21 protein-coding genes are annotated in these 24,299 nt (G+C 67.7%); 15 read left to right on the top strand and 6 right to left on the bottom strand.

Going from position 1 to position 24,299, the window contains the following annotated elements:
• Positions 1-110: 110 nt before the first annotated feature.
• Positions 111-992: a 4-hydroxy-tetrahydrodipicolinate synthase gene (gene dapA, locus J2Z79_RS05030; RefSeq protein ID WP_209465772.1), complete on the top strand. Its 882-nt coding sequence runs from the start codon at positions 111-113 to the stop codon at positions 990-992.
• Between the two features lie 211 nt (positions 993-1,203).
• On the opposite strand, the gene J2Z79_RS05025 is transcribed toward dapA, so the two are convergent.
• Entirely contained in the window at positions 1,204-1,713 is a 510-nt protein-coding gene (locus J2Z79_RS05025) for an aromatic acid exporter family protein (RefSeq protein ID WP_209465771.1), read from the bottom strand.
• A 134-nt stretch (positions 1,714-1,847) separates the two neighbouring features.
• Complete coding sequence (locus J2Z79_RS05020) at positions 1,848-2,162, bottom strand: hypothetical protein (RefSeq protein WP_209465770.1); 315 nt, start codon at positions 2,160-2,162, stop codon at positions 1,848-1,850.
• 1,281 nt (positions 2,163-3,443) lie between these two features.
• On the opposite strand from J2Z79_RS05020, the gene J2Z79_RS05015 reads away from it, so the two are divergent.
• From J2Z79_RS05015 to J2Z79_RS18800, 10 genes are all read left to right on the top strand, one after another.
• Positions 3,444-4,217, top strand: a complete 774-nt coding sequence (locus J2Z79_RS05015) for a class I SAM-dependent methyltransferase (RefSeq protein ID WP_209465769.1) — start codon at positions 3,444-3,446, stop codon at positions 4,215-4,217.
• Positions 4,218-4,540: 323 nt separating this feature from the next.
• Entirely contained in the window at positions 4,541-4,903 is a 363-nt protein-coding gene (locus J2Z79_RS05010) for a VOC family protein (protein ID WP_209465768.1), read from the top strand.
• Between the two features lie 357 nt (positions 4,904-5,260).
• Entirely contained in the window at positions 5,261-6,937 is a 1,677-nt protein-coding gene (locus J2Z79_RS05005) for a ribonuclease J (protein WP_209465767.1), read from the top strand.
• Between the two features lie 93 nt (positions 6,938-7,030).
• A complete protein-coding gene (locus tag J2Z79_RS05000) occupies positions 7,031-7,240 on the top strand; it encodes a hypothetical protein (protein ID WP_209465766.1) in 210 nt (69 codons plus the stop codon).
• A 206-nt stretch (positions 7,241-7,446) separates the two neighbouring features.
• Positions 7,447-8,235 carry a ClpP family protease gene (locus J2Z79_RS04995; protein ID WP_374712811.1) on the top strand — a complete coding sequence of 263 codons (789 nt, stop codon included), beginning with the start codon at positions 7,447-7,449 and terminating at the stop codon, positions 8,233-8,235.
• 128 nt (positions 8,236-8,363) lie between these two features.
• Positions 8,364-8,777, top strand: coding sequence for a YlzJ-like family protein (locus tag J2Z79_RS19100; protein WP_209465765.1), 414 nt, complete (start codon positions 8,364-8,366; stop codon positions 8,775-8,777).
• A 171-nt stretch (positions 8,778-8,948) separates the two neighbouring features.
• Positions 8,949-9,392, top strand: a complete 444-nt coding sequence (locus tag J2Z79_RS04985) for a Fur family transcriptional regulator (protein WP_209465868.1) — start codon at positions 8,949-8,951, stop codon at positions 9,390-9,392.
• Positions 9,393-9,489: 97 nt separating this feature from the next.
• Complete coding sequence (locus J2Z79_RS04980; protein WP_342589418.1) at positions 9,490-12,180, top strand: FtsK/SpoIIIE family DNA translocase; 2,691 nt, start codon at positions 9,490-9,492, stop codon at positions 12,178-12,180.
• 164 nt (positions 12,181-12,344) lie between these two features.
• Positions 12,345-13,262, top strand: a complete 918-nt coding sequence (locus J2Z79_RS04975; RefSeq protein ID WP_209465764.1) for a phosphotransferase — start codon at positions 12,345-12,347, stop codon at positions 13,260-13,262.
• A 481-nt stretch (positions 13,263-13,743) separates the two neighbouring features.
• Positions 13,744-14,253, top strand: a complete 510-nt coding sequence (locus J2Z79_RS18800) for an NUDIX hydrolase (protein WP_209465763.1) — start codon at positions 13,744-13,746, stop codon at positions 14,251-14,253.
• 27 nt (positions 14,254-14,280) lie between these two features.
• Here the strand turns inward: J2Z79_RS18800 and J2Z79_RS04965 are convergent, their stop codons facing one another.
• Positions 14,281-15,294, bottom strand: coding sequence for a hypothetical protein (locus J2Z79_RS04965; RefSeq protein ID WP_209465762.1), 1,014 nt, complete (start codon positions 15,292-15,294; stop codon positions 14,281-14,283).
• A gap of 1,115 nt (positions 15,295-16,409) precedes the next feature.
• Here J2Z79_RS04965 and J2Z79_RS04960 point away from each other — a divergent pair.
• The 3 genes from J2Z79_RS04960 to J2Z79_RS04950 are packed head-to-tail and all read left to right on the top strand — an operon-like array spanning position 16,410 to position 19,883.
• The gene (locus J2Z79_RS04960) at positions 16,410-17,879 is read left to right on the top strand and encodes a menaquinone biosynthesis decarboxylase (RefSeq protein ID WP_209465761.1); all 1,470 of its coding nucleotides are present in this window, start codon (positions 16,410-16,412) and stop codon (positions 17,877-17,879) included.
• Positions 17,876-18,835 (top strand): UbiA-like polyprenyltransferase, encoded by a 960-nt coding sequence (locus J2Z79_RS04955; protein ID WP_342589417.1) that lies wholly within the window; start codon positions 17,876-17,878, stop codon positions 18,833-18,835. Before J2Z79_RS04960 ends, J2Z79_RS04955 begins: the two co-directional genes overlap by 4 nt.
• A 16-nt stretch (positions 18,836-18,851) precedes the next feature.
• Positions 18,852-19,883 (top strand): MetQ/NlpA family ABC transporter substrate-binding protein, encoded by a 1,032-nt coding sequence (locus J2Z79_RS04950; protein ID WP_209465760.1) that lies wholly within the window; start codon positions 18,852-18,854, stop codon positions 19,881-19,883.
• Between the two features lie 80 nt (positions 19,884-19,963).
• Here the strand turns inward: J2Z79_RS04950 and J2Z79_RS04945 are convergent, their stop codons facing one another.
• A complete protein-coding gene (locus J2Z79_RS04945; protein WP_209465759.1) occupies positions 19,964-20,473 on the bottom strand; it encodes a hypothetical protein in 510 nt (169 codons plus the stop codon).
• A 177-nt stretch (positions 20,474-20,650) separates the two neighbouring features.
• Here J2Z79_RS04945 and J2Z79_RS04940 point away from each other — a divergent pair, with 177 nt between their 5' ends.
• The gene (locus J2Z79_RS04940; RefSeq protein ID WP_209465758.1) at positions 20,651-22,003 is read left to right on the top strand and encodes a LysM peptidoglycan-binding domain-containing protein; all 1,353 of its coding nucleotides are present in this window, start codon (positions 20,651-20,653) and stop codon (positions 22,001-22,003) included.
• Positions 22,004-22,127: 124 nt separating this feature from the next.
• On the opposite strand, the gene J2Z79_RS04935 is transcribed toward J2Z79_RS04940, so the two are convergent.
• Positions 22,128-22,913: a serine hydrolase gene (locus J2Z79_RS04935; protein ID WP_209465757.1), complete on the bottom strand. Its 786-nt coding sequence runs from the start codon at positions 22,911-22,913 to the stop codon at positions 22,128-22,130.
• Positions 22,914-22,983: 70 nt separating this feature from the next.
• Positions 22,984-24,051: a DUF3048 domain-containing protein gene (locus J2Z79_RS04930; protein ID WP_209465756.1), complete on the bottom strand. Its 1,068-nt coding sequence runs from the start codon at positions 24,049-24,051 to the stop codon at positions 22,984-22,986.
• Between the last annotated feature and the right edge of the window lie 248 nt (positions 24,052-24,299).

Raw genomic sequence — 24,299 nt, 5'->3', positions numbered from 1 at the left:
CCCGGACCCGAGACCCGGCTGATGGGCGCCGCAGGTCCCCGGGTGCCCCGCTGTCGCACCGTGCGCTGCAAGCCAAATGTCTTCCGCATTCTAGTGAGGAGGGATCCCCCGTGCCGACCTTTGGACGGCTCCTGACCGCCATGGTGACCCCGATGACCCCTGATGGTGCTGTAGACCTGAAGCGGGCGGGGGAGCTGGCGAAACACCTGGTGGCGGCGGGATCCGAGGGCCTGGTGGTCTCCGGCACCACCGGCGAGTCGCCCACGCTGTCACACGAGGAGAAGCTGCGCCTGTTTGAAGCGGTGGTGGACGCCGTGGGCGACCGGGTGCCGGTCATCGCCGGGACTGGGTCGAACAACACGGCGGAGACGGTCCGCTTCTCCCGGGAGGCGGCCCGCACCGGCGTCCACGGGTTGCTGCTGGTCACGCCGTACTATAACAAGCCGCCGCAGGAGGGGCTCTACCGGCACTTCCGGGCCGTCGCTGAGGCGGTGGAGATCCCCTGCATCCCCTACAACGTGCCCGGTCGCACGTCGGTGAACATGACCGCCGAGACGACCGTTCGGCTGGCGCGCGATGTGAAGAACATCATCGGCATCAAGGAGTGTGCCGACGTGGGCCAGCTGGCCGAGATCCTGCGCGGCGCCCCCGAGGGCTTCCTGGTCTGGTCTGGCGAGGACGCCAACCTGCTGCCCTACCTGACCGTGGGCGCGTATGGGATCATCAGCGTGGCCAGCCACGTGGTGGGCCCGCAGATGCAGGAGCTGATCCAGGCCTTCCTGGCCGGCGACACCGCCCAGGCCGCCGCCTGGCACCGCCGCCTCCTGCCCGTGTTCCGGGGGCTGTTTGCGGTGACCAACCCCATCTTGGTGAAGGCCGCGCTGAACATGACCGGCTTCCCCGTCGGGCCGGTGCGCCTGCCCCTGGTGGACGCCACGGAGGCGCAGAAGGAGGCCCTGCGGGCGGCGCTGGCGGAGGCGGGTGTGCTGTAGATGCGTGGAGGCCGTGGCCCTGGGGGCCGCGGCCTCTCTTGTGATGGGTAGGGGATTTGGAACAGGGGCTGGGGCCGTGGCCCTGGGGGTCGCGACCTCTCTTGTGATGGGCAGGGGATCTGGAACAGTGGCTGGGCCGTGGCCCTGGACGCTGCTGCACCTCCTCTAAGGCAAGACGGGCAACGCAACGCGGCGTTGCCCGTCAGATTTATTACACAGCCTGCTCCACCTGGTCCACCTGCTGCACCTGGCTGACTTGTTTGCCCTGATCCGCGGCACGAGCCGGTGAGTAGGGCAGCACGTACCGGTTCACCAGCCAGCCGATAATGAGCCCGACCACCGAAGAGGTGAAGCGGTAGGCGGCGAACAGGAAGCCCAGGTCGGCGTGCTCCAGGATGAACAGGGCATTGGTCACGCCGCCGATGGCCGCCGCCGGGTACCCGAGCCGCGCGTACAGGAGAATGACCACCATCACCACCGGGCCGGCGAACCACGGGGCGTATCCCAGCAGCCAGCCGGCCACTGCGCCCGTAAAGACGCCCAGGAACGCAGCGAGGAACTGGTTGCGCGCCCACTCCCGGCCCACGTGCTCGTCGGGTGCGATCATCAGCGCAGCCGAGACGCCTGCCCCTACGAGGCCCTTCGTCGGGTCCACCAGGGACATCAGCCCGCAGGCCAGGCTGACCGCGATCCCCGTCTTGATCAGGCGGGGCCCCACCACGCGAAAAACCCTCTGCCGAACCCCTCCGAACACCCCAACACCTCCGGCCTGCTGCTGCACGCCACCTGCGCGGCGCCCCCACACGGAGTCCAATTATACATAACCTTGGATACACGGTCAAAGGCCGCCAGTGTTCACGGGCGCTTGATCCCATGGACAGTTCCCAGGGCCGAGACGAACATCGTATCCCGCCGATGGTACTCGGGCAGGTCTGCTGGCAGCAGCCCGCAGGCGTACTCGACCTCGACCCGCCAGCCGAACGCGGTGCGCGTGGCGCCCACCGCTCCGCAGCCCAGGCAGTCGAACCCGCAGCCGTCAGACACGCCGGACCAGGCAGAGGTGAACGACGCTACCGCCCGCTGCTGCGCCGCCTCGGCGTTGAGCCACGGGGCCCAGAGCAGCAGTGGCAGGCCAACAAGCAAGCCCAGGACGATTCCAGCTCTTTTCATGGCTGCGCCTCCTCCCTAAGACAGACGGCGCGACTGCGATCCCTGGTTCGTGCGGCGGTTCCCCCTGCGATGGGCGTACTCGTGTTCAGTGAGGCTGCCGGACCTGCGCCGGCCCGCACAGCCTGCGGCTTCGAGGCGGTCTCAAACCGTTGGAGGTTCGCTGGGTCACGTCGATCACAGAGCCTTCGGAGGTGCCAGGTGGCGACCCGCAGACCGCATGCGCGAGATGTGTCCCCCCGGGGGGTTCGTGCATCCATGAAGTTCCGACGGTTTGAGAGCAACTCCAGGGCCTGTGCCACACGGGCCGCGGCCCTGGCCTATATGAACTGCGGCTTCGAGGGCGTCTCAAACCGTCGCAGGTTCACTGGGTCACGTCGGTCACGGAGCCTTCGGAGGTGCCAGGTAGCGCCCCGGAGCACCCCGCGTGCCGGGTCGTGTCCCCCAGGGGGGTCGCGCATCCATGAAGTTCCGGCGATTTGAGAGTAGTTCCAGGGCTTGCGCTGCACGGGCTGCGAGTGCAACCCGCCTGGGGTGCGGCTTTGAGGGAGTCTCAAACCGTCGGGGGTTCGCTTGGTGCGGCGACCTCGGGGGCGTCCTGGGCGTCGGGAGGGGCGGGGAGTACGTTGAACCATGAAGTTCTGGCGGTTTGAGAGTAGTCCCAGGGTTTGTGCCACACGGTTCGCGATCCTAGCCCGCATGAACTGTGGCTTCGAGGGACTCTCAAACCGTCGGAGGTTGGCTGGACACGGCGGCCTCGGGGGCGCCCTGGGCGCCGGGAGGAGCGGGGAGTACGTTGAACCATGAAGTTCCGGCGGTTTGAGAGTACTACCAGGGCTCATGCTACACGGGCTGCGAGTGCAACCCGCCCTGGGGTGCGGCTCCGAGGGAGTCTCAGACCGTCGGAGGTTCGCTGGTTCACGTCGATCACGGAGCCTTCCTGGGTGCCAAGTAGCTCCCGGAGCACCGCTGCGTGCCGGGATGTGTCCCCCCGGAGGGCTCGTGCATCCATGAAGTTCCGGCCGTGTGAGAGTAGTTCCAGGGCTCATGCTGCACAGTCGGCGAGTGCAACCCGCCTGGAGTGCGGCTTCGAGGGAGTCTCAAACCGTCGGAGGTTCACTGGGTCACGTCGGTCACGGAGACCTCCTGGGTGCCAGGTAGCGCCCCGGGGACCTCCTGCATGCCGGGGGCTTGCCCCGGGGTCCGTGCGCATACCCCCATGCCATTCCGGCAGTGGTCGGGCGGCTGCCCCCCGTGCTACTGTTGCTGCTGGGAGGCGATTCCATGACGAACTCGCAGGATCTAGGCACCAAGGCTGAGGTGCGCCGGCAGTTCGGCACCTCGGCGGAGCAGTATCTCACCAGTACCATCCACGCCAAAGGGGAAGACCTGGCGCTCCTTCCGGACATCGCAGGGCTTACCGGCACCGAGGAGATCCTGGACGTGGCCACCGGCACCGGGCACACCGTCCTCGCACTGGCGCCCCACGCCAGGCGAGTGGTGGGGGTCGACCTGACGCCCGAGATGGTGTCCATCGCCCGTGAGCAGGCCGAGCGGCGGGGGTTCGGCAACGTCAGCTTCGCTGTGGCCGACGCGGAAACGCTGCCCTTCCCTGACGGGTCCTTCGACGTGGTCACCTGCCGCATCGCCGCGCACCATTTCCCCGCCGTGGAGCGCTTCTGCCGGGAGGCGGCCCGGGTGCTCCGCCCCGGCGGCCGGCTGGTGGTGGTGGACAACGTGGCGCCTGAGGAGCCGGAGCTGGACCGGTTCATCAACGAGGTAGAGAAGCTCAGGGATCCCAGCCACCACAAGGCCTACCGCCTCTCCGAGTGGCAGGCCTTCGTGGAGGGGGCCGGGCTGCGGTTCACTGTTGCCCACCGCTTCACCACCCGTGTCGACCGGGAGAACTGGCTTGGCCGCGCCGCCACGCCGCCTGCCGCGGCGGACCAGGTGCGCGCCCTGCTGGCCGGAGCGCCCGCTGCGGCGAGGGACCGGTTTGCGATCACGGACGACGGGTTCGTGCTGCACAAGGCGATCCTGATCGGGCGGAAGGTGTAACTTGACGGTCTGGTCCTGGGCAAGGCGATCCTGATCAAGCGGAAGGTGTGACTGGGCGGGCTGGTCCTGGACAAGGCGATCCTGATCGGGCAGAAGGTGTGACCTGACGGGCTGGTCCTGCACAAGGCGATCCTGATTGGGCGGAAGGCGTAACTTGACGGGCTGGTCCTGGACAAGGCGATCCTGATCGGGCAGAAGGTGTGACTTGGCGGGCTGGTCCTGCACGAGGTCGTCCTGGTTGGGCGTGAGGCGTGACCCGGCGGGTTCGCCCCCCATCAGGCGAGCCTCGTCAGGCACGGCGCGTGACTTGGGAGGTGAGGGCCGTGCAGATCGCGCTGCACCACGTCCAGCTGGCCGCGCCGCCGGAGTGTGAGGAGGTGGCGAGGTCGTTCTACGGCGGCCTTCTCGGGCTGGAAGAGCTGCCGAAGCCCGAGGGCCTGCGCGGGCGCGGCGGCGTCTGGTTCCGCTGCGGTGCGCACGAGATCCACATCGGCGTGGAACAGGACTTCCGCCCCGCTCGGAAGGCGCACCCCGCGTTTCTCGTGGACGATCTGGACGGGCTGCGTGAGCGGCTGGAGCGAAGCGGCGTGTCCGTGCGGGAAGACGTGCCGCTCCCGGGCTACCGGCGGTTCCACGCCAGCGACCCGTTCGGCAACCGGCTGGAGTTCTTGCAAGCACTTGGGTGATCGAGCAAGCCGACCGAGCGCGCGAGGCGCCGGTCGGCTTGCTAGCTATTTCTGGCACGCGTGCTTGTAACCCCGTAGGCCATTGGGTATAATCCTAAGGAAGGTCTATTGAACGGCGAACCGGGAGAAGAGAACGGCAGCTGGTCAGGATGGCCCCTCGCACCGGGACGGCGGTGGTGCGTCGCGGCGGCTGCTGCCTCAACCCCATAGGGTTGCTCTTCCTCCTGCCCCCCACAACTGCTGGCGCGCGCTCTGCCCGTCGGGCGGCCACGCCTCCTCCGATGGGGGTTTGTTTTGCTGTGCAATCATCACACCCAGGGCCCGCGCGCGGGCCCTTCAAAGGAGGAACGCAGTCGTTTGGCGCGTCACCGCGAAAAAGGCGACAAGCTGTACGTCATCCCCTTAGGGGGGCTTGGCGAGATCGGCAAGAACAGCATGGCGATCCAGTATGGCGATGACATCATCGTCATCGACGCCGGCCTCTCCTTTCCGGACGAGGAGATGCTGGGAATTGATATCGTAATTCCGGATTTCACCTACCTCCTGGAGAACCGGGAGAAGGTACGGGCGCTGCTGATCACCCACGGGCACGAGGACCACATCGGCGCCGTCTCGTACCTGCTCCGCAACCTCTCCATCCCGGTCTACGCCACCCGGCTCACCCTGGGCCTGATCGAGGGCAAGCTGGGCGAGGCCGGGATCCCGCTGCCGCCGGAGTCCCGGGCCGTTAAGGCAGGCGACCAGATCAAGCTGGGGCCGTTCACCTGCGAGTTCATCCGGGTGAACCACTCCATCCCCGACTCCTGCGCCATCGCCGTCACCACCCCGGTCGGCACGATCCTGCACACCGGCGACTTCAAGTTCGACCAGACCCCCATCGACGGCGAGTTCGCCGACTACCAGCGGCTCACCGAGCTGGGCAAGAAGGGCATCCTGGCCCTGCTGGCCGACTCCACCAACGCCGAGCGGCCGGGGTACACCCCGTCGGAGCGGTCGGTCCGGCCGAACCTGGAGCGGGTGTTCCGGGACGCGAAGGGCCGCATCCTGATGGCCACGTTCGCATCCAACGTCCACCGGCTGCAGCAGGCCATCGAGATCTCGGCCGAGCTGGGCAAGAAGGTGGCCGTCGTGGGCCGGTCCATGGAGAACACGGTGAAGATTGCCCTTGAGCTGGGGTACCTGAACGTCCCCGAGGGCACCATCGTCAGCATCGACGAGCTGCGTCGGGTGCCGCTGCAGAACCAGGTGATCCTGACCACCGGTTCGCAGGGCGAGCCCATGTCGGCCCTCAGCCGCATGTCGGTCAACGACCACAAGGCGGTCGAGATCATGCCCGGCGACACCGTGCTCTTCGCCGCCACGGCGATTCCGGGCAACGAGAAGTCGGTGGCCCGCACCATCAACAACCTGTACCGGCGCGGGGCTGAGGTCATCTACGACCGGAGCGCAGGCGTGCACGTCTCCGGCCATGCCAGCCAGGAAGAGCAGAAGATGATGATCAACCTCACCCGGCCGAAGTTCTTCGTGCCGATCCACGGCGAGTACCGCATGCTGCTCAAGCACAAGCAGTTGGCCGAGGCGTGCGGCGTTCCGGCCGAGAACATCCTGATCGGCGAGAACGGCACGATCTTCGAGTTCACCCGGAACAGCGCCCAGATCGCCGGCAAGGTGACGTCCGGCCAGGTGCTGGTCGACGGGCTCGGCGTGGGCGACGTGGGCAACATCGTACTGCGCGACCGGAAGCAGCTGGCCCAGGAAGGCATCCTCATCGTGGTCGTCGCCGTCGACCGCGAGGAGGGGATTATCGTGGGCGGGCCGGAGATGGTCAGCCGTGGCTTCGTCTACGTGCGGGAGTCCGAGGGGCTGCTGGAGGAGGCGAAGGAGCGGGTCCGGCGCACCCTGGCCGAGCAGATGGACCGGAATGTGCCCGAGTGGGCGGTGCTGAAGAGTTCCATCCGGGATGCGCTCTCCCGGTACCTGTACGAGCGCACACACCGCCGTCCGATGATCCTGCCGATCATCATCGAGGTCTGAGCCGCGGGCGATCGAGTAGACGAAAAGCGGGAACGCTATTGGGGCGAGGGACACCTCGCCCCGATCGATCTTTCTTGGGAGGGTTGCTCAGGTATGCCGAACTTCCGCGAGTTCACCCCTTCGGAGATCCTGGCGCAGATGCCGCAGGCCCGGATGGTGCTGGCCAAGCACTTCGGCGACGAGGGGATTCGGACGGCCTCTGGCTTCCGCCTGCGTGATCTCGCCCAGAAGAAGGACGTCGAACTGAGCACCGTGATCAGGGATCTCAAGGACGTAGCGAAGTCTACCGGTACCGTCTGGTAAGGAGTCCCAGGGCGCACCGGCGGGGGTCCTCCACAGGGCGCTTGTGGCCGGGGCATACCGGGGGTGCGCGCAGTCTGCAGAGGGCGTCCCAGGGCGCACCGGCGAGGCATGTCCCGCGCTGGGCACCTGTCGCCGGGCTTACGGGGGATGCTTTCGGGTCCGAGGGCGGATACTATCCCCAGTCTGACTGGCCAGGAGAGTGACCCATGCTGTTCAGAAACGGATACCCGCCCACGCACGTCCCCGGAGTGACCCCCGGGCCCGACCCCGTCATGCCGGAACGCAACCAGAGCGTCCCGGCTCCGCCGCTGGCGCCCAAGAATGCCCCCCTCGAAAACCTGGAGGCGATCGGCACCACCAAGGTGCCGCAGGTCTCCCCCAACATCCACCTGCTGACGATCATCGGCCAGGTCGAGGGACACCTCACCCTGCCACCCCAGAACAAGACGACCAAGTACGAGCACATCATCCCGCAGCTGGTGGCCGTGGAGCAGAACCCGGACATCGAGGGGCTGCTGCTGGTGCTCAACACCGTCGGCGGTGACGTGGAGGCCGGACTGGCCATCGCTGAGATGATTGCCAGCATGTCCAAGCCCTCGGTCTCCCTTGTGCTGGGCGGCGGGCACTCCATCGGCGTGCCGATCGCCGTCAGCACGACGTACTCCTTCATCGCCTCCACGGCGACCATGACGATCCACCCCATCCGCCTCACAGGGCTGGTCATCGGCGTCCCACAGACCTACGAGTACCTGGACAAGATGCAGGACCGGGTGATCCGCTTCGTGGTGGCCAACTCGAAGACCAGCGAGGCACGCTTCCGCGAGTTGATGTTCCGCACCGGCGAGCTCGCCCGCGACGTGGGCACGATCGTCGTCGGACCGGACGCCGTCAAGGAGGGGCTGATCGACGAGGTCGGCGGCCTTTCGGACGCGGTGGCGAAACTGAACCAGCTGATCAACGAGCGGAAGGCGGCCAGGCCGGGGGTGGTGCAGTGAGCAGACCCGGGCACGACGAGAGGGGGGTAGGACCGGGGACGCACACGGCCGTCGAGGATACGACAGCCTGCGGTGGTCAGATGGCGTTTGGCGCCTCCGGGTACATCAGCGTCGGCGGAGGCCAGATGGTGTATGGCGCTTCCGAGTACAGCTGTGCCGGCACGGGCCAGATGGTGTATGGCGCATCCGAGTACAGCTGTGCCGGCAGGGGTCAGATGGCCTATGGCGCCTCCGGGTACAGCAGTGCCGGCGGGCGCGAGATGGCGTACGGCGCCTCAGGGTACACCTGTGCCGGTAGCCCGCTGACGGACAGCGGCCCCGTCATGCTGTGGTCGGTGATGCCGATGGAGCTCGTGCTCGAGGGGCTCTCCCCGACTCTGCCCACCATGCGGGACGTGGTGGTGGATGGGCGGCTGCTGCAGGTGGAGCCCGGGCCGGACGGCCGCGGGACCGTGGTGCGGCTCGTGTCCGGCCGGGCGCAGGACTATCTGGACCCCCGCTTCCAGCCCGGCGCCCGTGTTCCGCTGCCGGTGGAAGGGTGAAAAAACAGACCAGGTCAGCGGGGCCTGGTCTCTTTCGCGGCAGGGGGTTGTATTTAGAATCATTCTCGTTTAGGATATATGACAGGAGGGGCGAGCGAGGAGGAATCTTCATGTCGGCGCCCGAAGGTATTAAGGAATCTGGCGGAGGGAGAGGTGAGGGCCGTGGCCTTGATGCTGAAGGACATATACACCCGGCTGCTGGAACGGGGCCATAAGCTTACGCCCCAGCGCTGGGCGATTATCGCGATTTTCCTGATGAACAGGGGGCGCCACCTCTCAGCCGATGATGTCTACTCCATGCTGAAGGAGACCCATCCCAACAACGGCATCGCCACGGTTTACCGCACGCTGGAGCTGCTGGAGGAGATCGAGGTCCTCAAGAAGCTGGACTTCGGCGACGGTCGTGCCCGCTACGAGGTGCGGGACGAGGACAACCACCACCATCACCACCTGGTCTGCCAGAGCTGCGGGAAGATCATTGAGTTCGAGGACGACCTGTTGGGCGCCCTGGAGATGGCGATCGAGCGCAAGACAGGATTCCGCATAAATGATCACGTTGCGAAGTTCTTTGGCACCTGCGCCGAGTGCCAGGCGAAGGAAGCTGCACAATCCTAGATCATCGGGGCCGGTTGCGCAAAAGCGCATCGGCCCCTTCGCATGTGGTATAATGAAACCATGTTATCCAACCTTTGGCGATTCGGGGGGTACTGGAGTGGCGCAGCGTCGCACAGCCGCAAAGTCCAGAGGCCAGGGCGAGGGAGCGGGGCTTTACCAGGAGGTGCGCGGTCTCCTCATCGCCGCGGCCGGCGCCTGGTTCTTGCTCTCGTTGGCCGGCAAGGGCGGCGGCGTCCTTGGCGACCTGCTGAGCCACGGCCTTCGGGCCCTCGTGGGCGAGATTGGCGCCTGGGCCCTCTCCGTCCTGGTGGTCTGGCTCGGCCTGTACGTGATCTACCTGCGCGCCCAGCAGCGCCCCTTCCGCTGGGACCGCCAGGCATGGGGGATCCTTCTGCTGTTCCTGGCCTTCGAGCTGGTGGTTCAGCTGGTGACCCAGGGGTCCGTCGCCGGCGGGGGTGACCTGGAGAATGCGCGGTCCGGCCTGGGCGGCGGTCTCGTCGGTTTCGTCCTGGCCGTGCCGCTGACCCGCGTCTTCGGCGAGGCCGGACGCTGGGTTTTCGTAGCAACCGCGGCCCTGATCGGGCTGGTCCTCGGCACCGGGCTGTCTTTGGGCGTCGTCCTCGAGTGGCTGAAGGCCCGCTTCGTCGCCGGTGCCCGCGGTGCCAAGGGCGTGGCCACTGACTTCGTCGACCTGGTGAGGCGCCAGCCCGGCGAGGAGGGCAATGGCGGCGAGGTGGCCGGCGTCCCGTCCGGCCGCAAGCGGATGGCCGCAAGCGAGGAGATGAACACCATCGGCGGCGCGCCGCGGAAGTCCTCGGCCGAAGGGCGCTCCGGGGCTGCGCAGGCGGAGCTGCCGGGTGCGGCCGCGGGCAGCCACACCATCCCGATCATCCGGCAGCCCGATCTTGTGACCGAAGGCGTGACCGCCGGCCCCGGCGCGGCAGTCGGCGCGGACGCGCCGGCCGGCAGCGCAGGCGCCGGGACCGTCGGCGCTGCGGCCACCGGAGCGGCAGCCACCGGAGCGGGTACCATCGGCACGGGCACCGTCGGAGCGGGCGTCACCGGAGCGGGTACCACCGACATATCCACGATCGGAACCAGCACCCTCGGCGCCGGCACGGGCGGCACCGGGACCGGCGGCCGCGGCGCCGACGCCCCAGCCAAGGCCTCCCGGACGGCGCGTGCCGGAGACAGCGCCGGCCGCAAGGGCGAGGAGACCCGAGACGTGCCCCTGGTGGAGGGCGAGAAGGGGCAGCTCGCCATCGACCCCTCCAAACTGGGGGAGGCATACCAACTGCCTTCGCTCTCGATGCTGCCCAAGCCGCAGCAGAAGTCCCAACAGAACCACCAGGACCACCTGGCCCGGGCCCAACTCCTGGAGCACACGCTTCGCACATTCGGCGTGGAGGCGCGGGTGATCGAGATCAGCCCTGGACCCGCCGTTACGCGCTATGAGCTCCAGCCTGCCCCGGGTGTGAGGGTGAATAAGTTCACGGCGCTGGCCGATGACCTGGCGCTCGCCCTCGCGGCGGAGCACGTCCGGATCGAGGCGCCGATCCCCGGCAAGGCTGCGGTGGGCATCGAGGTGCCCAACAAGGAGCGGCTGTCCGTCCACATCCGCGAGGTCATGGAGACGCCCTCGTGGCTGAACGCCGGGTCCAAGCTGTCGGTGGCCTTCGGCAAGGACCAGGCCGGCAACCCCGTGGTGGGAGACCTGGCCAAGATGCCGCACCTGCTCATCGCCGGGTCCACCGGCTCCGGTAAGTCAGTGTGCATGAACACCATCATCTGCTCGCTCCTCTTCAAGGCGCGGCCGGATGAGGTCAAGATGATGATGATCGACCCGAAGATGGTCGAACTCTCCACGTACAACGGCATCCCGCACCTGATGGCGCCGGTGATCACGGACGTCAAGAAGGCCGCCGGCTACCTGAAGGGCGCGGTGAAGGAGATGGAGAACCGCTACGAGCTGTTCGCAGCGGCGGGGGTCCGGAACATCACGCAGTACAACCAGCTCTGCCGTGATGACCCCGGCCCCGATCCCGAGCACCCCCGGCAGCCGCTGCCCTACGTCGTGATCTTCATCGACGAGCTGGCCGACCTGATGATGGTCGCACCGGTGGACGTGGAGGACGCGATCTGCCGGCTCGCCCAGATGGCCCGGGCCTGCGGCATGCACCTGGTGATCGCCACCCAGTCGCCGCGGGTGGACGTCATCACGGGCCTGATCAAGGCCAACATCCCCTCTCGGATCGCCTTCGCCGTCTCGTCGCAGGTGGACTCGCGCGTGATCCTGGACTACGCGGGTGCGGAGCGGCTGCTGGGCAAGGGTGACATGCTGTACCACCCCGCGGGCCACTCCAAACCGATCCGGGTGCAGGGCGCCTTCATCCACGAACGGGAGATCGACCAGATCGTGAAGTTCGTCAAGGCACAGGCCCAGCCCGTCTTCACCGCACAGGAGGTGGAGGTGGAGATCGCGACCCGGCGCGGCCACGCAGGCGGCAACGGCGACGGAGAGCCTACCTCTGCGCTGGACGAGGCGTTCCCGCAGGCCTGCCGCATCGTCGTGGAGCACGGCCAGGCCTCGGTTTCGCTCCTGCAGCGGCGGCTGAGGTGCAACTACACCAAGGCGGCCCGCCTGATCGACATGATGGAGGAGCGGGGCTTCATCGGCCCGCACCAGGGGTCGAAACCGCGGGAGGTGCTGCTCACCATGCCCCAGTGGCAGGAGCTGTTCGGTGACGGCGGCTCGGGCGGCGAGGTCGCCTCGACCCGGGAGGAGTAGGAAAGGGTGTTGCACGGCGCCGGTGGCCCCGGGAGGCTGTCCGGCGCTGTGTCTGTGTCGACACCCGTGAATGGCTGTACTGTGGGTGAGGCCGTTACCCGCGGCCGGGTAGCTGCCGCACACCCCCTGGCGGCCAGGGCTCTACAGAGGCGGATAGTGGGTAGGTGAAGGGGTTGCTGAATGCGAAGCGGCTGCAGGACTGGTTGAGCAGGGGCCTTGGGTTCGCAGTGTGGGCGGTTGAGGCCACGCCTGTAACAGGCGCAACTTCGTCATCGCTCTATCGCCTCCTGGTGCGGGGTGCGGGCCAGGAGCACCGCCTCATCCTGAGGCTGTTCACCAACGAGTCGTGGCGTGCCGAGGAGCCGGACCTCGTCCGGCATGAGGCCGCCTGTCTCAGGCGGGCACAGGGGTCGGAGGTGCCCGTTCCCCGGCTCGTAGCGACCGACGAGTCGGGCGACGCATGCGGCGCGCCTGCCGTGCTGATGACGGAGCTTCCCGGCCGCGTTGACCTGATGCCGCCAGATCGCACGGCCTGGCTGAGGGCCATGGCGGAGGCGCTGGCGGCGATTCACCGGGTGGACGCACACGGGTTTGCCTGGCAGTACAGGCCTTACAAGGACCTGAGCGCCCTGGAGGTTCCCGCCTGGTCCCGCAGGCCCGATGCGTGGGCGCGGGCCATCCGCCTCGTCCAGGCGCCTCCACCGGCTTCCCGCCGCTGCTTCATCCACCGGGACTTCCACCCCTGCAACGTGATCTGGGAGGGAGGGCGTCTCAGCGGGGTGGTGGACTGGGTCAACGGGTGCCAGGGTCCGGGCGGCGTCGACGTCGGGCACTGCCGGGTGAACCTCGCACTCCTGACGGGCGTGCCGGAAGCCGACGCCTTCCTGGCATTCTACCGGGAGGCGGCGGGCGCATCCTTCAGCTACCACCCGTACTGGGACCTGGTCGCCCTCATGGACTTCCTGACGGGCCCCCCTGCGGTCTACCCCGGTTGGACGGCCTTCGGCGTAACCGGGCTGACGGATCGGCTGGTGGCGGAGCGAACGGAGGCGTACCTGGAGAGCTTGCTCAAACAGTACTGAGGGGCCTGCTCATGCGACACGGGTGGGGGTGCTCTGGTGAAACTGCCAGGGCCTGATCTGGTCCTGCCAGGGCCTGGTGTGTTATTGCGAGCGTCTGCCCCCGCCGTTACTGAAAGGGCCTGCTGCTTAGACTGAGACGTCGTCACCGTGGCCTCGGCCATGCAGGAAGGGCTCGCTGTGCAGACTGAGACGTTGTCACCGTGGCCTCGGCCATGCAGGAAGGGCTCGCTGTGCAGACTGAGACGTCGTCACCGTGGCCTCGGCCATGCAGGAAGGGCTCGCTGTGCAGACTGAGACGTCGTGGCCTCGGCCATGCAGGTGGCGGGCCTTGCAGGCCAGTGGAATCGACTGCACTGGCGCTACTGGTGGGGCCTGCTTCACTGGCGAGACCTGTTCCGCCGATCCTGACCGCACGGTTCCCCCGGTGGCCGGAGGGCGTGGAAACTTCCTGGCGAGGGTGAGGGACGAAGTGGACTACCCTGTGAGGGAGAAGGTGATTGCGTACGTCGTGAGGCGGCGGGCGCAGCGAATCCAGTTGCTTGTCTTCGACCACGTGGGCATGCCGGAGGCCGGCACCCAGGTGCCCGCAGGCACCGTGAACCCCTGCGAGACACCTGTGGAGGCAGTACTCCGGGAGGTCTCCGAGGAGGTGGGAGTGGCCGACCCCGAGGTGGTGGCGTACCTCGGACAGTACTGCTACTTCTCCGCTGGCCGCCATGAGCATCACCTCCGGCACGTGTTCCTGCTCACCCCGCCGGCGCCGCTGCCGGAGAGTTGGACGATCACGGTCGGCGGGGACGGAGAAGACCGCGGGCTCCTCTTCCACTGCTTCTGGATCGATGTGGCGTACGCTGCCGCCGCCCTGGCCGGCGAGCAGGGCCTGTACCTTGATCCCGCACGGTGTGCGGAGCTGCTGCCACCGTCGGTGCATCGTCGAACCACCATGTCACCGCTGCCGTCGTCGGTGTATCGTGTGGGGGTGCTCCTTTGAAGTGCGCGGCTGGACAGCTGCCCCCCGTCAGCCTGCGGCAGCCCGGTAAAGCGCCGCCTCTTGCTCCAGAAGGGTGTACAGGTGGGGTGCCGCAGCCCGGGGGTCAGCTTTCAAGGGCACACCGGCCGCACGCAGCAAGTCGGCCAGCCGCGGGAAGCTGAGATCCTCTGCTTTCACCTCGATCAAGCGGATGCCGAGCTTTGTGCTCAGCGTCCGCTTCAGCGCGTCCCTGGCCTGCTGTGCGCGAAACTCCGCCTCGTCGGGGTAGAGCGCGGTGGGGCGGTCGTGCTGGGGTCCCTGGAACTCGATCGCCACGCGATACTCAGGCAGCAGGAGGTCGTAGAGCAGTCGACCACCGGTTCTGTGGTTGACCAGCCCCCAAAGGTGACCGTTTTCGATCAGAATGGACTCATGGATCAACAGCGACACCTTGTATCCGAGCAGCAACTGGCCCACGGAGTAACCGAGTCGCTTCCTGGCCAACGCCATGGAGCGGTGGAACAGTTCAACATCCTGTTTTCTGCGTTCCTGATGTGGGTTGCGGGCCGTGACGCGATAGTACTTCTTGCGCCCCTGTCGGGATACGCTGCCACGCAGCCACCCCAGGCGAAGGAGGAGGTCAAGGTACTTGAAGAGAGTCTCCTGACTATACCCGGTGCGCCGCTGCAGATCCTCGTAGTTGAAGCCATCGGTGAGCTTGGTGATGGTTCCCAAGACCAGCTTCGCCTCGGCCGGCACTTCCGGGTCGCAGACCAGGTCCATCGGGAGGCGAAACGCCGGGCGCCCACGCTTCCAGATGGCCTTGCAGGCAAACTGATTCCGGCGCCTGGTGTAGCGCAGCCAGCCGGTGTCGACGAGCACGCCGATGTACTTCAAGAGTGAGTTCTGTGCCACACCAACAGCTTCCCGGACTTCCTTGAAGGACAGGACCGGCTTCTTCGCATCCATGAGGCGGAAGAAGCACCAGAGCACCTTGGCCATAGCGGGCAGCTTTCTCGTACGCACGAGCGCGTCAGGCACAGTGACCTTGGGTGAATCCATCATCCCTAACCTCCGAACATAGTTTCTGCGGAGGTTGGGGAATTCCTCCTGAGTTGGAGAAAGATAGCATGACGCTGCTGACGGGATCGCACGCCTGCACCGGCGCTTGCGGGTGCTTCGCTCACCATTACGCGAGCCACCCCTGGCATGCATGGCCGGATGTTGTCGCGACCCGGCGATCCGCCGACTGCTTGAGACTGCCGGGAAGCCGCGAGTCACGTGGGCTTGGCTCAGAATCCTGCCTGGCACAAGCCGCAGGGCCACGCGCAGACTGCCGGGGATTCTTCCCTTAGCCGACACCGATGGCGCGTGAGCCTGTGTTGACCCGCAGCGGACGCTCGAGCCCCCCGTGGGTCGTCCAGCTTCCGACGGTTTGAGAGCTGCTCAAAGCCGCGGCGGACGTGGGCCGGGCCCGCAACCCTTGTGGTACTGGCCCCCCGGGGGCCACTCTCAAACCGTCGGAACTTCATCAGTAAACCAAACGCGCGGCAAGTGCAGGCACCGAGACGGCACTCGAGGTTGCCCTTCCAGAGAACTGCCGACGGTTTGAGAGCTGTTCAAAGCCGCGGCGGACATGGGCCGGGCCCGCAGCCCCGGTGGTACTGGCCCCCCGGGGCCACTCTCAAACCGTCGGAACTTCATCGCTAAACCAAACGCGCGGTAAGTGCGGGCAGCGAGACGGCACTCGAGGTTGCCCTTCCAGAGAACTGCCGACGGTTTGAGAGCTGTTCAAAGCCGCGGCGGACGTTGGCCGTGCCCGGAGCCCCCGTGGCACAAGCGCTGCAGGTAGTCTCAAACCGCCGGAGCCTCCAGGTTGAACGAGATGCATGGTGCACCGATATCAGCCCACGTCGAGCCGTTCCCCCCCAGCGTCGAGCCGTTCCCGCCCGCGTCGAGCCGTTGCACTCGCTCGAGGCGCGCCTGCGACCGCCGGATACCCATCGTCCACCAGGGAAACGAACCTGCACCACACCCCGCCGGGAAGGGCGGGGTTTATCTGCTGCCAACCGATGTCCGGATTCGGACAGCCTGACCCACATCTGTTGACGCACACCGCGCTCCGGGCTAAACTGAGTCCGGTTTGCGCCAAGGTTCAGGCAAGGGGGCTGCTGCAGATGGCCTTTCGCGACCTGCACGAGTTCATCGCGGCCTGTGAGAAGCGGGGGTGGCTGAAACGCATAAAGGCGCCCGTCAGCCCGTACCTGGAGATCGCCGAGATCACTGACCGCGTCTCCAAGATGCCGGGCGGCGGGCCTGCACTGCTGTTCGAAAACGTAGAGGGCTCCCGGTTCCCGGTCCTCACCAACACCATGGGCTCCATGGAGCGGATCTGCCTGGCGCTGGGTGTGAACCACCTGGACGAGATCGGCGAGCGCATCCGGGAGCTGATGAAGCTGCCGGGGCCGGGCGGCGGGCTGTTCGACAAGCTGGGGCAGGGGCTCAAGCTGCTGGACGTGGCCAAGTCCACCGCGCCCCGTATCGTGAGCCGCGCCCCGTGCCAGGAGGTGGTGCTCACCGGCGACCAGGTGGACCTCTACCAGCTGCCGGTGCTCACCACCTGGCCCAAGGACGGCGGGCCCTTCATCACGTTGACCAACGTGATCACCCGCGACCCGGTGACGGGCGGGCGGAACATCGGCATGTACCGGATGCAGGTCTACGACAAGCGCACCACCGGGATGCACTGGCACAAGCACAAGGACGGCCAGCGCCACTACGACGCGCACCAGGGCTCCCGGATGCCTGTGGCGGTCGCCCTCGGCGGCGACCCGGCCACGATCTACTCGGGCAGCGCGCCGCTGCCGCCGATGATCCCTGAGCTGATGTTCGCCGGCTTCCTGCGGGGCGAGCCCGTGGAGCTGGTCAAGTGCAAGACCATCGACCTCGAGGTCCCCGCCCACGCCGACTTCATCCTGGAGGGGTACGTGGACACCGCGGAGCCGCTGCGGCCCGAGGGGCCCTTCGGCGACCACACCGGCTTCTACAGCCCGGTGGACCTCTACCCGGTCTTCCACGTCACCGCCATCACCCACCGCCGCGACGCCATCTACCCGGCCACGCTGGTGGGCAAGCCGCCGCAGGAGGACGTCTACCTCGGCAAGGCCACCGAGCGCATCTTCCTGCCGCTCCTGCAGCTGTTCCTGCCGGAAGTCATCGACTACAACATGCCGCCGGAGGGCACGTTCCACAACTGCGTGCTGGTGAAGATCAAGAAGCGCTACCCCGGCCATGCCCGCAAGGTGGTCCACGGCATGTGGGGCCTGGGCCTCATGATGCTCTCCAAGTGCATCGTGGTCGTGGACGAGCACATCGACCTGAACAACTACAGCGAGGTCTTCTGGTACGTCACGAGCAACATTGACCCCAGGCGCGACGTGTTCTTCGCCGAGGGGCCGCTGGACGACCTGGACCATGCCTCCCCGGTGTGGCGGTTCGGTTCCAAGATGGGCATCGACGCCACCCGCAAGTGGCCGGAGGAGGGCCACCCCCGCCCGTGGCCCGACGAGATCGAAATGTCGCCCGAGATCAAGGAGCGGGTGACCGCCAGGTGGCGCGAGTACGGGTTCGAGGAGGCTGACACGTGATCGCCGGCCTGCGCAAGGTCAAGACGTTCGCCGAACTGGTCAAGTTCGAGCACACCGTCCTGAACCTGCCCTTCGCCTACCTGGGCGCCTTCCTGGCCGCCGACGGATGGCCCACATGGCGGCAGCTGCTCTGGATCACCGTGCCCATGGCCGGCGCCCGCACCGCGGCGATGGGGCTGAACCGCCTGTTCGACGCCGACATCGACCGGAAGACGCCCCGCACCGCGGGCCGGCACATCCCGGCGGGGCTCGTCAAGCCGGCCGAGGTGTGGGGGTACGTCGTCGTGGCCCTGGCGGCCCTCCTGCTGGCCGCGGCCAACCTGCACCCCCTGGCGCTGAAGCTCTTCCCGCTGGCGGTGCTGACCTTTGCGCTGTACCCGTTTACCAAGCGGTTTACGTGGCTCTGCCACATCTGGCTCGGGCTCAGCGTCTCCTGGGGGGCCTTCGGGGCCTACGTGGCGGTGCGGGGCGCCGTCGGGCCCGAGATCCTGGTGCTGGTGGGGATGATCACCCTCTGGAACGCCGGCTTCGACATCATCTACGGAACCCAGGACCTCGAGGCGGACAGGGTGAACGGCGTGCACTCCATCCCGGCGCGGTTCGGACTCGCCCGGGCGCTGCGGATTTCCCGCGCGCTCCACCTGGGGGTGGTGGTGCTCGTCGGCCTGCTGGGGTTCGTGACGGGACTCCTGCCCCTGCCGGCGCCGGAGGGCTGGCAGCCCGCCTTCTGGGTGCCCGGGACGGCTCCCCCGCCGGTCTGGCCGCCAGGCGAGTGGGGAGCGGCGACGTGGCTGTACCTGGGGGCCTGGGCTCTCGTCGCGGCGCTGCTGCACTACGAGCACAGCATCATCTCGCCTTCGGACATGAGCCGGGTCGATGCAGCCTTCTTCAACGTGAACGGTTACCTCAGCGTCGCCTTCTCGCTGTGCGCGGTGGCGGCCGTGATCCTGAAGTAGTGGGGGGACACGCGTCATGAAGCGTAGAGGACTGATACTCGCCAGCCTTTCTGTACTGATCGCCCTGCTGACCGCCTGCAGCGGCGGCATGGCGACGCCTCCCGGTGGGGGGAGCGCTTCTCCGGCCCCGGGTGGTGCGGACAGCGGGCCGGCCGGGACGGGCGAGCCGCCGGCCGGACAGGTCACGCTCCGGATCGGCCAGATTCCGACGGTCGACGGGCTGCCCTTCTGGGTCGCCGAGGCCCAGGGGTATTACCGGCAGCACGGGGTCGACGTCGAGCTGGTCAACTTCCGCTCCGCGGCCGAGCGGGACGCCGCGCTGCAGGGGGGCCAGATCGACGGGGCGCTGGCCGACATCATCGCGTCGGTCACCATGTACAGCAACGGGGCACGGGTGCACATCACGTCCGTCAACCTGGGTGCGACCCGGGAGGAGGGGCCCATATTCATCCTGGCGGCCCCGGGGTCGGGCATCACCTCGCCCGAGCAGCTGAAGGGCGTGGAGGTGGCCATCTCCACCAACTCGATGATCCACTACGTCACCGAGAAGCTGCTGCTGGAGAGCGGGCTGGCGCAGGATGAGATCGCCACGATCTCGATCCCCCAGATCCCCCTCAGGTTCGAGAACCTGATGAGCGGCACCGTCAAGGCCGCGACCCTGCCGGATCCTCTGGCGTCGCTGGCCATCGCCAAGGGTGCGACCGTGGTGCGCAGCGACGACAAGGCGGAGCGCAACTACTCCCAGTCGGTGGTCATCTTCACGGCCCAGGCGCTGGAGGCGAAGGAGGAGGCCATCCGCCGCTTCTTCGCCGCCTACAACGCTGCCGTGGCGGACATCCGGAAGGATCCCGACACCTTCCGGGAGCTCCTCGCCGAGAAGGCCAGCCTGCCGCCCGAGATCAAGGACTCCTGGCAGGTGACGCCCTTCCCCGACGCCCAGCTTCCGGGCCGGGCCGAGGTGGAAGAGGTGGTCGACTGGCTGGTGGCCAAGGGCGTCATCAACCAGAAGGTCCCGTACGACGAGATCGTCCGGGCCGGCCTCTACTGATCGGGCAGCGCACCGGCATCGAGTCCAGACAAAAGCCCTCCCTTCCACACAGGCGTGGAGGGGAGGGCGATTCGCGTTGCCTAATGAGCCGTCCGCTCGAACCAACGCACGCCGGTGCGCTGCAGCGCTGCGACAATCGCAAGGGCGACGGCGGCGTCCACGGTGTGGTGGGCGGCGGTGCCTACCAGCGTGATCAGGGCATTCTGGACGTTGGCGCTGAACATCCACACGACGCCCATCTCAAACAGGGCGTGGAACGGCAGCGTGATCACCATCACGAGCCAGAGCGGCATCCCCCGCTGCCAGGCCCAGTTGCCCACCCAGCCGAACACGGCGTGCGAGAGCGCCCGGGCGCCGATGACCGGGCCGGTGAAGATCGTGAAGCCCAGGGCTGATCCGAGCCCCACGCCGACGGCCGCGAAGGGGCCCATGAGCATGGCCAGCATGCTGGGCACGTGCGACATGAGCGTGGCCGTGAAGAACGGGGGAATGGTGACCCGCAGGAACGTGAAGACGAGGGGGATCATCAGCGCCAGAGCAGTCAGGATTCCGGTAGCCGTAAGGTCCCCGATGGCGATACGGCGCCGCATTTGATCCCAACCTTTCTGAGGCGCCCCGGTCACACTCCGGGCACGTCCTCTGTTGCCTTTTAGTGTTGAAATCTATCATGGCCTGGCCACGGTGTCAACCGCTGCGCCGCCGCTGGGACCCCCCGCCGGCGAGCCGCATACAATCTAGGGCGACTCGGGAAAGGAGGGGGGTCGATCATGTCGTACGTGGTCAGGCCCGGCGACACGCTCTGGGCCATCGCCAACCGGCTGGGCGTCGGCCTGCCGCAGCTCCTGGCCGCCAACCCCCAGATCCAGAACCCCAACATGATCTTCGTGGGCCAGCGGCTGACGGTGCCCGGCGGCGAACCGGCGGGGCAGCATGTCGTGCAGCCGGGCGACACGTTCTACGCCATCGCCCAGCGGTACCGCATCAGCGTGGAGGCGCTGGCGGCCGCGAACCCCCAGATTGAGAATCCCGCGCTAATCTACCCGGGCATGGTGATTTACATCCCCCAGCGGCCGCCGCAGCAGTACATCGTACAGCCCGGCGACACGCTCTGGTCCATCGCGCAGCAGTTCGGCACCAGCGTGGCGGCGCTGCAGCAGGCCAACCCGGGCGTCGACCCGTACCGGCTGCGCATCGGACAGCGGCTCAGCCTCCCGGCCGCCGCCACGGGACAGGCGATCGTGGTGCCCCGTGAGAACTACGGGTACGACGAGATGATGTCCGACCTCACCCGCCTGCGGCAGCAGTACCCCTTCATCGAGGTGGGCACGATCGGGCAGTCCGTGCTGGGCCGGGAGATTCCGGTGGTGCGGCTGGGCACGGGTCCGAAGGAGGTCCACTACAACGGCGCCTTTCACGGCGAGGAGTGGATCACCGCCGTCCTGATGATGAAGTTCATCGAGGTCTACGCCCGGGCCCAGCAGCGGGGGGAGAGCATCGGCAACTACCACGTGCCCACCCTGTGGTCGCAGACCTCGCTCTACGTGGTGCCGATGGTCAATCCCGACGGCGTCGAGATCTCGCAGAACGGGGTGGACCGCTCCAACCCGTACTACGACCTGCTGCTCCAGGCCAACGGCGGCTCCACCAACTTCCGCACCTGGGCGGCCAATGCCCGCGGGGTGGATCTGAACAACCAGTTTCCGGCCAACTGGGAGCGGGAGGCCGCGCGCGGGCCCCGGTCCCCGGCCCCGCGCAACTACTCCGGCACGGGACCGCTCACGGAACCCGAGGCCATCGCCATGGCCGACTTCACCCGGGCGCACGACTTCCGCCTGGTCATCGCCTGGCACGCGCAGGGTGAGGAGATCTACTGGGGCTACGAGGGGCTCGAGCCGCCGGAATCGCAGGCCATCACCAACCTGTTCGTCGACATCAGCGGCTACCGGCCCGTGCGCTACCTGCAGAGCTGGGCCGGGTACAAGGACTGGTTCATCCAGGACTGGCGGCGTCCCGGGTTCACCATCGAGGTGGGGCGGGGGGTGAACCCCCTCCCCATGACCCAGTTCTGGCCCATCTGGAGCCGCACCATCGGCGTCATGCTGGCGGGGCTGGCGGTTTGAGCGGCAGTGGAGGCAGGGTGCCGGCCGGGCCCCGTCAGCGGTGTGGCAAGGTCGGCTGTGTGAACAGCAGGGCGAGGGCAGTAACAGGAAGGGCTGGCGGTCAGAACCGCCGGCCCTTCCTATGCTACGCGGGTCGTGTCAGCGAGTCCTCGTACCAGTAGACCGCCTCGGCGATGCGGCCGATGACCTCCTCCGCCTGGGACTGCGACAGCCCCTTGGTGAAGACGGAGATGGCGAAGGAGCGGTCGGGCGCATAGACCAGGCCGACGTCGTGGAACTCGTCGTCGCGGCTGCCGATCTTCGTCGCCGCCACCACGCTCTCGGGCAGGTAGCGGGGGATCCGCTGCCGGAACGCCGCCTCCTCCATCCAGCGGAGCAGCATGCGGGTGGAGTCCCGTGACAGGCCTGAACGGCCGGAGTCCAGGGCGATCAGCACCTGGGTCATCCCGGCGGGGGTGACAGGCGTCTCCAGCGGGTCGTAGGCCGGCGCGACGCCCGGCGACAGCATGTAGTTGCGGATCGTCCCGCTGCCGATGAACCGCTCCAGCATGTTGCGCGCGATGTTGTCGGACACGGTGATCATCAGCTCCAGCAGGCGGCGGACCGAGACCCGGTCGCCGGGCCGGATCGTCGCCTGGAGGACTCCGGTGCCCGCCTGGTAGTCCTCCGGCTGGTAGGCGATGGTCTGGTCCAGGCTGAGCCGGCCCTGGTCCACCAGCCGGAGGACCGCCATCGCGATGGGCACCTTGATGGTGCTGGCCGCGTAGAACTCGGCCGTCGGGTTCAGGCCGGCCGACCGGCCGCTCATCAGGTCGGTCACGTACACCCCGATGGTGCCGGGCAGCCCGCTGACCGTGCGCTCCAGGATCGCGGTCAGGTCCGCCGGCCGGAACGGTCTCAGCCGTGGCATGCGCTTCACCCCTCCGTCCGCCGGGTCGCGTCACATGAGTATACGCCGGCGGGCGGGGAGAATGGCCTGCTTACTCGAGCGCAGCCGCCGAGATGGTGAAGTCCGACTCGTCTGTGATCAGGTGGGCCCAGGTCTGCCCGGGCGCCAGGAGGGGCAGCTGACCGCCCTCGGCGGGGTAGAGGACGAAGCCGCCGGGCTCCAGCCGCCACCAGCCCTCGTAGCGGTGGCCGGCCACCAGCACTGTGGCGGGGCCGCCGTCCCAGAGGTAGAGGGTCCAGCCGAGGTCGACGCCCCGGTTCACGCCGCCCACCTGAAGGAAGAGCAGGTTCACCGCCTCCAGCGGCTCCCCGGTCTCGTCCAGGTGGCGCTCGCCGTCGGTATAGCGCACGTACCGGCCGTCCTCCCACACCCAGCGGGCGTGGTTCAGCCGGTGCCAGTCGATCGCCACGTCCAGCGCCTCGCCGGGGGCGGGGACGGCGCCGTCGCGTGCCGTGGTGGGGACGGTCGTCATGTCGATCCCGCGGTCGGCCACCGCCTGGCCCAGCAGGTCGGTGTTGGTGTAGACGTTGTGCGGCGCCTCCCGGTCGGCGGAGCGGTAGAAGTAGCCGCCTGCGTTGTAGATCTCGTCCAGGTTCCGCGGGCCCCAGGCGGCCTCGAGCATGGCCAGCGCCTCGGCGCTGCCCCCCACGTGGGCGAAGGGGGTGTTGTAGGCGTCGGCCATGTCGACGAACCCCTGCCTGGCGCTGCGGACGGGGCCGATCTTCCCGGCCGGGGCGGACCAGAACAGGGTGAAGAAGCGGGTGATCTCGGCCTCGGTCAGGGTCTCCACCACCAGGTCGGCCTGCCGGAGGCCGCTCTGAGGCCTGGCGGAGGGCGAGTTCTCCACCACGACGGCGACCGGTCCCGCCCAGAGGGGATGGGACGGCGGCGCCAGCGGGTAGACCGGATCCGCCGTGAGCGTGGGCGCGGCCGGAGCGGGGTCGGGTTCCGGCGTGGCGGGTTCCGGCTCGGGGGCCGGTGCGGGGGAGGGGTTCTCGACGACGGGCGGTGCGGGTTCCGGTTCGACGGGCCCGGACTCCCGGCCGGCGCAGCCGGCGAGGAGAACCAGGGCCAGCAGCATGGGCAGGATTCGCTTCACAGAATATCACCCCGCACAGGTGATTCCCGACCGACGGGCCGTTCCCCTGCGGGGAGTGAAATCCATCCATGTCAACCATCGAACTGGATTCCGCGCCGGATCGTTGCAGCGGACAGGCCTCCGCTGCCAGGGATGACGTGATGGGCGCCGGCCTTCCGCCACAGCGGGTGAACCGATTGGCGGACAGTGGCGAACCGCTCCTGGGGCCGCGGGCGAGGAGGGTGCGGACCGCAGCGAGTGGTCCAGGC

Source organism: Symbiobacterium terraclitae (assembly GCF_017874315.1).
Classification (GTDB): domain Bacteria; phylum Bacillota; class Sulfobacillia; order Symbiobacteriales; family Symbiobacteriaceae; genus Symbiobacterium; species Symbiobacterium terraclitae.
The sequence above is the reverse complement of the archived record's forward strand: the minus strand, read 5'-3'. Positions and strand labels throughout refer to the sequence as shown.